A 5,313-nucleotide genomic window follows, 5' to 3' on the forward strand; every position below is an offset into this window, starting at 1 on the left:
TGACCTACCGGGACGGCGGGATGGGCGGGGACGATCTGTGCCGTTCGCTCGTTCAGCAGGCGGGGGACAGGCTGAACGACGGGGGATACGCCCAGTTCCTCGCCAACTGGCAGCACGTGGAGGGGGAGGAGTGGCAGGAGCGGCTGCGCTCCTGGGTTCCGCGCTGCTGTGACGCCTGGATCGTGCAGCGCGAGGTGCAGGACGTGACGCAGTACGCCGAGCTGTGGCTGCGCGACAGCGGTGACCACCGCGGTGACCCCGCCCAGTACGCCGCGCGGTACGACGCATGGCTGGATGAGTTCGAGGCCCGTAAGACCAAGGCTGTTGGCTTCGGCTGGATCACGCTGAGAAAGTCCGGTTCCGAGCGCCCGTCGATCGTCGTCGAGGAGTGGCCGCACCCTGTCGAGCAGCCGCTCGGCGAGAGCGTACGGGCGCACTTCGCGCGGCAGGACTATCTGCGTGCGCACGACGACGCGGCGCTGCTCGCCGGGCACTTCACGCTCGCGGCGGAGGTCGTCCAGGAGCAGGTCGGGCTGCCCGGGGCGGAGGACCCGGAGCATGTGGTGCTGCGTCAGAACCGCGGCATGCGCCGGGCCACCAAGGTGGACACGGTCGGCGCGGGCTTCGCCGGGGTGTGCGACGGGTCGCTGAGCGCGGGGCGGATTCTGGACGCGATCGCCCAGCTGCTCGACGAGGATCCGGTGGTGCTGCGTGATCGCACCCCGCAGGCGCTGCGGCTGCTGGTCGAGGAAGGTTTTCTGGAACCGGTCCGTCCATGAGGTGAAACCGGCCAACATCAAACAGAAGAAGAGGAGGGTCGGCCTCCGGGTGGGTGAACCGAAGCGGTGTTCACCCGGAATTCGCACCCCTGCCGCCCGGAGGTGCCAGCCTCGGCCCACGGGAGACCTCGGCTTCAGGGAAGGACCGGGTACGGGCATGGAGAGCGGGCCGGCGATCTTCGCGGGGACGGCGTTCACGCTGTTCGGGGCCGGGCTGCTGCTGTGGACGGGAGCGCGTGTGCGCCACCGGGCACCGGTCGCGCACGGAGTGAGTCCCGCCACGGCCGCCGCGCTCGCCGCCCTGTTCGGCGCGGGGTTCCTCGCCCTCGGTCTCTGGTGCTTCGGCCGCGTCTGATCTGGGGGCATCTGGGCGCCGAAGCGCCGTCGTGCCGCTCCGGGGCGGCAGGAATGGCCGGACTCGGGTTACCGTTCGAGTGGCCGTTGCGGGCTTTTGCCGTTTGACACGGGGGCGGGTTGTACCGTCACACTCCGCAGCGACAGCAGCGTCACAGCAGTGCCGCACCCAGTGCCGCACCGCCGTGGGCGCGCACCGAGCGTCGACCGGAGAGAAGAGCGAAGTTGTCCCCGACCAGCGAGACCGCACAGGGCGGCCGCCGACTCGTGATCGTCGAGTCGCCTGCCAAGGCGAAGACGATCAAGGGCTACCTCGGCCCCGGCTATGTCGTCGAGGCGAGCGTCGGGCACATCCGCGACCTCCCCAACGGCGCCGCCGAGGTGCCGGAGAAGTACACCGGCGAGGTGCGCCGCCTCGGTGTCGACGTCGACAACGACTTCCAGCCGATCTATGTCGTCAATGCCGACAAGAAGGCCCAGGTCAGGAAGCTCAAGGAACAGCTCGCCCAGTCCGACGAACTCTTCCTCGCCACCGATGAGGACCGCGAGGGCGAGGCGATCGCCTGGCACCTGCTCGAGGTCCTCAAGCCCAAGGTCCCCGTCCACCGCATGGTCTTCCACGAGATCACCAAGGACGCGATCCGCGAGGCCGTCGAGAACCCGCGCGAGCTCAACACGCGCATGGTCGACGCCCAGGAAACCCGCCGTATCCTCGACCGTCTCTACGGCTACGAGGTCTCGCCGGTCCTGTGGAAGAAGGTCATGCCGCGGCTGTCCGCCGGCCGCGTGCAGTCCGTCGCCACCCGGCTCGTCGTCGAGCGCGAGCGCGAGCGCATCGCCTTCCGCTCCGCCGAGTACTGGGACCTCACCGGCACCTTCTCCACCGGCCGCGCCGGTGACCCCTCCGACCCGTCGTCGCTGGTCGCGCGGCTGAACTCGGTCGACGGACGGCGCGTCGCGCAGGGCCGCGACTTCGGCGCGGACGGGCAGCTCAAGGCGGCCTCCGGCCAGGTGCTGCACCTGGACGAGGCGAACGCCCGCGCCCTGGCGGCGGCGCTCGCCGACACCGCGTTCGCGGTGCGTTCGGTCGAGTCCAAGCCGTACCGCCGCTCGCCGTACGCCCCGTTCCGTACCACCACGCTCCAGCAGGAGGCCTCGCGCAAGCTGGGCTTCGGGGCGAAGGCGACCATGCAGGTGGCGCAGAAGCTGTACGAGAACGGCTTCATCACCTATATGCGTACCGACTCCACGACCCTGTCCGACACCGCGGTCGCGGCGGCCCGGGCGCAGGTCACGCAGCTGTACGGCGCGAACTACCTGCCGGAGAAGCCGCGCACGTACGCCGGCAAGGTGAAGAACGCCCAGGAGGCGCACGAGGCGATCCGCCCGTCGGGCGATCGTTTCCGCACCCCGGCGGAGACCGGCCTGACCGGCGACCAGTTCCGGCTCTACGAGCTGATCTGGAAGCGGACCGTCGCCTCGCAGATGAAGGACGCGACCGGCAACTCCGTCACCGTGAAGATCGGCGGCCGCTCCGCCGACGGCCGGGACGTCGAGTTCTCCGCGTCCGGCAAGACGATCACCTTCCACGGCTTCATGAAGGCGTACGTCGAGGGCGCGGACGACCCGAACGCGGAGCTCGACGACCGCGAGCGCAGGCTGCCGCAGGTCGCAGAGGGCGACGCGCTGCGCGCCGAGGAGATCACCACCGACGGCCACGCGACCAAGCCGCCGGCCCGCTACACCGAGGCCACGCTGGTCAAGGAGCTGGAGGAGCGGGAGATCGGCCGCCCGTCGACGTACGCGTCGATCATCGGCACGATCCTCGACCGCGGCTACGTCTTCAAGAAGGGCACGGCGCTGGTGCCGTCCTTCCTGAGCTTCGCCGTGGTCAACCTCCTGGAGAAGCACTTCGGCCGACTGGTCGACTACGACTTCACCGCCAGGATGGAGGACGACCTCGACCGCATCGCGCGCGGCGAGGCCCAGTCTGTGCCGTGGCTGAAGCGCTTCTACTTCGGCGAGGGCGAGACGGGCGCCGCGGGCGGCGCGGCCGACGCCGGCAACGGCGACGGGGACCACCTCGGCGGCCTGAAGGAGCTCGTGACCGACCTGGGCGCGATCGACGCCCGCGAGATCTCCTCGTTCCCCGTCGGCGAGGGCATCGTGCTGCGCGTCGGCCGGTACGGCCCGTACGTCGAGCGCGGCGAGAAGGACGCGGAGGGCCACCAGCGCGCGGACGTGCCGGACGACCTGGCGCCCGACGAGCTGACCGTCGCGTACGCGGAGGAACTGCTGGCGAAGCCGAGCGGCGACTTCGAGCTGGGCGCGGACCCGGTGAGCGGCAACCAGATCGTCGCGAAGGACGGCCGCTACGGCCCGTACGTGACGGAGATCCTGCCCGAGGGCACCCCGAAGACCGGCAAGAACGCGGTGAAGCCGCGGACGGCCTCGCTGTTCAAGTCCATGGCCCTGGACACGGTGACGCTGGAGGACGCGCTGCGTCTGATGTCGCTGCCGCGCGTCGTGGGCAAGGACGCCGAGGGCGTGGAGATCACCGCGCAGAACGGCCGGTACGGCCCGTACCTGAAGAAGGGCACCGACTCGCGGTCGCTGACCAGCGAGGACCAGCTCTTCACGATCACGCTGGAAGAGGCGCTGGCGATCTACGCGCAGCCGAAGCAGCGCGGTCGAGCGGCGGCCAAGCCGCCGCTGAAGGAGCTCGGCACGGACCCGGTGAGCGAGCGTCCGGTCGTCGTCAAGGACGGCCGCTTTGGCCCGTACGTGACGGACGGCGAGACGAACGCGACGCTGCGGACCGGCGACAGCGTCGAGGACATCACGCCGGAGCGTGGCTACGAGCTGCTGGCGGAGAAGCGGGCGAAGGGGCCGGCGAAGAAGACCGCCAAGAAGGCCCCGGCGAAGAAGGCCCCGGCCAAGACCGCCGCGAAGAAGACGGCGGCCAAGAAGACGACGACCGCGGCCAAGAAGACGGCGGCGAAGAAGACGACCGCCAAGAAGACGACGGCGGCCGCGAAGAAGACGGCGGCTTCGGCCGACGAGTAGTCGGTCACGAGTACTCGGTCACGAGTAGTCGTGACCGAGCAGTCGGTCACGAGCAGTCGGTCAGAGGGTCCGGGGGCAGCGTCCCCGGACCCCCTCTGAGCTGCGGGGCGGCATCGCGGTCTCGTACGCGGCGGAATCCCGCCCTTGCGGGGGCAGGCAAATGTTCGGGTGGGGCGTCCGGGGAGCAGAGGGCTCCGGATAGGCTGGGCGGATGACGCGAGCCGAGCAGCCAGACTTCGACGCCGCACTCGTCGCGGACTCCCGAGAACGCGCCGTACGGGCGCTGCTGCGCAATCAGCCGCTGCGGCGGTTGTGGAGCGCCCAGCTCGTCGGCGGCACGGCCGACGCCCTCGCCACCCTCGTCATGGTGTTGCTGGTCCTTCAGGCCACCGTCGCCCAGGACGCCTTCGGCGGCGGCTACCGCGGGGCCGCCTTCGCCGTCGCCGCCGTGCTCGGGGCGCGGATGGTCGCGACCGTGCTGTTCGGAGCCGTACTCCTCGGTCCGCTCACCGCGCTGACCCGGAGCGGCGGAGCGCTCGACCGGCGCTGGACCATGATCGCCGCGGACGGCGTCCGGCTCGCGCTGCTCGTCGTCGCGCCGCTGTGGATCGACTGGGCCCCCGACCGCGCCGTCTGGTTCCTGCTCGGCACCGTCTTCGTCAGCGGCGTCGCCGAGCGGCTGTGGACCGTCGCCAAGGAGAGCGTCGCGCCCGCGCTGCTGCCCGCGCCGCCGCTGGAAGGCGCGGCCGTCCGGCCGCTGCCCGACCACCTCGACGCGCTGCGCCGGCTCTCGCTGCGTACGAGCTTCCTCGCCGTCCCCGCCGGCGCGGCCGCCCTGCTCGTCGCCACGCTGATCGGCAACCTGCTCGGCACCGGCATCCCCTGGTTCTCGCAGCACCAGGCCGCGCTCGGCGCGTACGTCGCCGCCGGCCTGTTCTCCGCGTCGCTCTCCGTCCTGGCCTTCGTCGAACTGCCCGACGCGCAGACGCCGCGCCCCCGCTCGCCCCTGGAGGGCCTGCGCCGCCCCACGACCGGGAAGGGCGCCGACGAGCAGGACGGCGAGGGCAAGAGCCGTACCGCCGACAAGGGCCGCACCGGCGCCCTGCCGCTGCTC

General features: G+C 71.2%; 4 protein-coding genes. All 4 read left to right on the forward strand.

Going from position 1 to position 5,313, the window contains the following annotated elements:
• Positions 1-779 (forward strand): DUF7782 domain-containing protein (locus VIU94_RS27790; protein WP_524540645.1); only part of this gene is annotated, 779 nt, incomplete at its 5' end.
• 157 nt (positions 780-936) lie between these two features.
• Positions 937-1,134 carry a hypothetical protein gene (locus VIU94_RS27795; protein WP_331915270.1) on the forward strand — a complete coding sequence of 66 codons (198 nt, stop codon included), beginning with the start codon at positions 937-939 and terminating at the stop codon, positions 1,132-1,134.
• A gap of 224 nt (positions 1,135-1,358) precedes the next feature.
• The gene (gene topA, locus VIU94_RS27800) at positions 1,359-4,199 is read left to right on the forward strand and encodes a type I DNA topoisomerase (protein ID WP_331915272.1); all 2,841 of its coding nucleotides are present in this window, start codon (positions 1,359-1,361) and stop codon (positions 4,197-4,199) included.
• A gap of 211 nt (positions 4,200-4,410) precedes the next feature.
• Positions 4,411-5,313, forward strand: a 903-nt coding sequence (locus tag VIU94_RS27805) for an MFS transporter (RefSeq protein WP_524540646.1), incomplete at its 3' end; no start/stop codon positions are given.

Source organism: Streptomyces sp. (genome assembly GCF_036566765.1).
Lineage (GTDB): Bacteria > Actinomycetota > Actinomycetes > Streptomycetales > Streptomycetaceae > Streptomyces.

What these genes read in the sequence shown, in the direction of transcription:
- VIU94_RS27795 (WP_331915270.1), top strand. Translation starts at nt 937, where the DNA reads ATGGAGAGCGGGCCGGCGATCTTCGCGGGGACGGCGTTCACGCTGTTC.